The sequence below is a fragment of the Paraburkholderia sp. RL17-380-BIE-A genome, from assembly GCF_046028085.1.
Taxonomy (GTDB): Bacteria; Pseudomonadota; Gammaproteobacteria; order Burkholderiales; family Burkholderiaceae; genus Paraburkholderia.
Genome location: NZ_JARESQ010000040.1, coordinates 1 through 4429 on the forward strand (window position 1 = coordinate 1; position 4429 = coordinate 4429).

4 protein-coding genes and 1 pseudogene are annotated in these 4429 nt (G+C 57.7%); 2 read left to right on the top strand and 3 right to left on the bottom strand.

The features are described from left to right. The 3 genes and pseudogenes from P0D68_RS35370 to P0D68_RS35380 form a co-directional block, all read right to left on the bottom strand. Positions 1-128 (bottom strand): annotated as a pseudogene (locus P0D68_RS35370) (GlsB/YeaQ/YmgE family stress response membrane protein); the annotation flags it as partial. 29 nt (positions 129-157) lie between these two features. Further along, positions 158-439, bottom strand: coding sequence for an ElaB/YgaM/YqjD family protein (locus P0D68_RS35375; RefSeq protein WP_408184179.1), 282 nt, complete (start codon positions 437-439; stop codon positions 158-160). A 488-nt stretch (positions 440-927) separates the two neighbouring features. After that, positions 928-1371, bottom strand: coding sequence for a hypothetical protein (locus tag P0D68_RS35380; RefSeq protein ID WP_408302560.1), 444 nt, complete (start codon positions 1369-1371; stop codon positions 928-930). Between the two features lie 600 nt (positions 1372-1971). On the opposite strand from P0D68_RS35380, the gene P0D68_RS35385 reads away from it, so the two are divergent. Both P0D68_RS35385 and P0D68_RS35390 read left to right on the top strand, forming a co-directional pair. Further along, positions 1972-2820, top strand: a complete 849-nt coding sequence (locus tag P0D68_RS35385; RefSeq protein WP_408184177.1) for a metallophosphoesterase — start codon at positions 1972-1974, stop codon at positions 2818-2820. Positions 2821-3553: 733 nt separating this feature from the next. Continuing rightward, entirely contained in the window at positions 3554-3820 is a 267-nt protein-coding gene (locus P0D68_RS35390) for a DUF4148 domain-containing protein (RefSeq protein WP_408184176.1), read from the top strand. The last annotated feature ends 609 nt before the right edge of the window (positions 3821-4429 follow it).

Here is a 4429-nt window from a genome sequence, read left to right on the forward strand (position 1 = left end):
CCCACAATTCCCACGATGATATCGACCACAATCCCGAAGCCGCCGCCGTCGACGATGCGACCCGCCAAAGCGCCGGCAATGCCACCAATAATCAGCCAGAAAATAATTCCATGAGAAACCGGGTCCATATTCCTTCTCCAGTGAGGTCGAATCCGCGTTAGCGGCGTGCAAGCATTCCGATAATGAGTCCGCCGATGAGTGCCATCGTGACTGCTTTCCATGGCGCTGCATGAACGTAATCGTCGGTTGATTCAGAGACGACGCGGTACTTCGTTTTGACCACCTCCTGTGCAGAGGCAATCTTGTCCTTCAGGTCTGATAGCGTCCGGGTGGGCGCTTCGTCGTTGCCCTGCTGGGATGCGCCAGAGGAACTGGACCGGTCAGATGCGACCGGTGGGGATACCGCTGCGGCAGCGGTGGGTTGCTCGAACTCGGTCATTCCAACCTCCAATTTTGTTTGAATGCCAAGAGGTCGAGCAAGTCTCGTACCTCAGAAAAACGAGGAGTCGATTTAAGTCACCAGTCCGAGCGTTCTCGGCAATTCGGACTTGCGCCGAGTTGAGGCGATCCCAGCAACGACGCCCGAGACTCTCGAAACAACTCACGCGATGGAGAAACCGGCCGGCGAAAAGTACGCACCACCGTGGCCATCACATCAGGCCGAAACGATGGGTCGACAGTCCGATGCGGTCGCGCATTGCCCGCGATGAAGCGCATCACGACATCGACCACGGCAATGTCCGATACATTCACCGAGACATAATAAATTTGCTGTATCTAACGAGTAGCACACGGGAGCCTTTTCTCTGAATGCGCAATCAGGCAAATGCTTCCTGCCGAGTCAACCGAAAGATCGCGTGGGTGCGCCTGCAAACCGGATGGTTTGCAAGGCGTGTTATGACCGGGTCGTTTGTGAGCAGCGTTGCGCTACTCCTGGCTGCGGCAAACGTTTCTGTAGGGCGAAAAGCGCGAGTGCCCTGACGCGTCCTTTACGGCCACGGCGCCATAGTCGTACAGCACATCGGTCGCTGTCGCACACCCTAGCTCGCCCAGATCGACAATCAGGAGCGTGCGCATGGATGCGTCCGCACTTGCCGGGAGGGTCTCGGTTGGCTGGAGGTAGCCCGGGCCTGCGTCGAAGCGGTTTGATGCGCCGCAGACGCTCAGGTATTCACCATGCGCGGCATACTCGGCGCGCTCTTCCGCGCGGAAAGTCTCGTCTAACGTTTCTGAAGTCCGGGCAAACGGCGAGCGGTGCCTGCTTCCCTGATAAAGGTGTCCATTACCCGGGTCTAAGCCGAGCGCTTCCAACGCGCCAAGTGCCTCCTCGGCGTCCCGGTAGGAGGTAAAAAGTCCAACAAGAACTGGCAAGGTGTGTCCCCTACATGCGCCAAATGTACGCTCTTATCGGCGCGCAACCGTTGTGCCTGTCAGCCCATGGGTTTCCCCTCGGCTGCGGCGGTCAAAAACTCGCGGTGGGGATATCCGCAGCGCCTTCGAGAATCCCAGCCAACGATTGATTATCCGAAGTTGTGGCGGTGTGCCTGGCCGCGAGCCATTTCTTCCAGCCTCGCAGGCTGACGAGTAGAAGCAGAGGCCTGCGCCTTCTCTGCATCGCTCTGTGTTTCACCTTTCTTTTTGTCAGGCGTTGTAACCGACAGTAAATATTAAAGCCGCGGAAACGAAGGTTGGCGGGCAATCCGACTCTCCCTGGCCCGTCCTTGCCCGCAGAAGCACCTTCGATCAATCCAGCGACCCTCAAAGCACAATTCTTCAAAGTACACATCTGGTAACAAACAGATACCGCTCGCGGCCAATTGGCACCCGACACTACTTTTAAGTCGGCCTCTCCCTCGCGCAGGAAGTCATACACAACACCCGACCTGTCGTTCTCACAACTAGCGTTGAACATTTCGATCCCTGGTCACTTCCCACGAGGGTTCAACGTGGACCTCATTACGGCGGCAAAACATGCAACAGACATTCGTACCTGTTCGGCGCTTTAAAAAAAATACGTCAGGTCGCGATTTTGTCGTTGGCGACCTGCACGGTTGTTTCACGCGGCTACGGAGGGAACTCGAGGCTAGTCAGTTCGATCGCTCGCGCGACAGGGTCTTTGCCGTCGGAGACCTGGTCGACAGAGGGTTCGAATCGCCAGCGGTCCTGGACGTCGTGCGTCGGTACGACATCCAGTCGGTGCGCGGCAATCATGAGGATTCGATCGTGCGCTGGCGTCTTTGTGACGCTGGCGAGGGCTTCGTTCGGGCCAACGGCGGCGGATGGTTGCTCGACATGACGGGAGACGAAGAGGCAATAGACGCCATAGTTGCCTATATGGCGGCCCTTCCCTACGCAATAGAAATCGAGACAGACTTTGGTCTGGTCGGCATCGTACATGCCAACGTCCCTCTGCGATCGTGGTCCAGAACCGTCGAAGCGCTAATGCAGGAAGGTATTGACGGGAAAATCCGGCGCAAGTTGATCTGGGATCGGTCACGTTGGAATCTGCGACAAGAGAAAGGCTTCGGTTCGATGCGCCGCGTGGCAGCCCGAGTGCTCAAGGGCCTTAAGTCCGGAAGAGGTGACGCGTGCGGCTGGGTGGAAGGGGTCGCGGCTGTCATCGTGGGACATACACCTTCAGCTGAGCCGAAAGTTAGCCACAATGTGATAAACGTGGACACGGGTGTTGTCTACGGCGGCAATCTGACCTTGCTGCGCCTCGATGAAATCCCCACCATGCTGGGCCAAGGTACCCGTACGGCACCTGTGGTCAGCCGGATATCGCACTATTTGCCGCCTCGCGAGTCCGGGCAACTTTAACGACCGCAAATGTGTCGGGGTCACGTGCCGGGGAGGCGGACGACACCGGCGAGACCCGGACACCCAGATAACCGGTGCGCGTCACTCGCCCGGCTTCACTTTTCCTGCGGCGCACGCGAGGCAATCGCGTTTCCTCCCCTCGTTATCCTGGCCGCCATCCGGACGCACGCGATCTCAGAGCATCTGATGACGAGCCGGGAATAACCCGGCTTCTAAAAATCCGCGATTCCGGGATTCACTCGCGCTCCTTTGGTAAGCCAACAGCCTGTCCACTAACTCTACGCTGCCGTATCGCCGCCACGTGCCGCAGGCTTGAATCTGATAGTCAGACCTTTCATGCGTGCGTGAAAACGAGGGCCGGTAATGCAAGCGAAGGATTCTGAATACTTTTCTGCATGTGATTCGTAAAGCGTGCAGGTCCCATTAATAATTCCCTGTGCGTGGGCGCCCTTCGTTTCCATTAGTGCCGAGGAACGTACCATCGACAGCAAATCGAAATAGTAAGCAGTTTGAAACATAAGTTGACCGTCAGCGGTCGCTTGCTCGGGTGGCCATGACCTCACAAACAGGACGACGGCACGGGAATAAATAACGTCCCGATTCAGTAATCCATTTGCGTGCCGTTCGCCCAGGACCGTCTGACGTTCTTTCTTGCCCCGGCACCGAGCCCGGCGCCTGCCGCGCGCATTTTGGGCTGCGCCGAAGCATATCTACGTACTCTCTGGAGAATACGATGAAGATCCTTACCCTCATTCCAGTTGCCGTCCTGACGTTTGGCGCCACGCTCGCCTATTCGGATGAAAACGCGGATACGTCCAGCGCGGCAACCAACAGCAACGCGGCGATGACTTCGGACGCAGTGGGCGGCGTTTTCGCGGGTGGCAGTGAGAGCGGTGCACACGTCGGAAAGACCCGCTCTGAGGTCTATCAGGAATTATGGCGTGCCCAAAAGGACGGCACATTGGATCGGTTGAACGCGCTCTATGGCGGTGGTAACTGACGGAGAATGTTCGATGGCGCCGCGCGACGTTCACCGCCGCGCGGAGTTACAGACACAGTTTGAAGTACGCCTGTATTTTTGCCAGCTTCACGAAACCGGGTCGCGCGAGGAAGAATCGGCTGCGCGCTCGTCTGGCCCGCCGATGGCCGTTGAAAGCATGTCCGTATCTGCCGACGGCCCTGCACACAGATCACATTAAAAATTCGCCAGCCGGACAGTCCGCGGTCCGTGAAGTTAGGATTACCTGCGGAGGCTGCTCTGCCTTCGGCGTAATACCCGGACAGCACGGACTTTTGACAACCGTCTTGCTAAACCGCTTGTTGCCCGCACAGTTCGTTCGAGTCGTCAGCGTGGTCGGAGCCATGCTGACGATCCAGCTGAAAATTCGCTCAACTCGTGCCGCGCACCGCCGTTAACCCGGACGATATCCCACACCAATTCGACGTGTCACGTCGCCCGCCGCGCGAGGCACTCTTTCGAATCGTCAGGGTCCGGACTACAAGGTTGCCAGTGTTGGCAACACCGCACAATGCGCGCCTGTGATGGACGGCGTGCGATCGCTCGATACATACCCCATGCTCCTCAAAAGACTCTGTACCGCATTCGTAG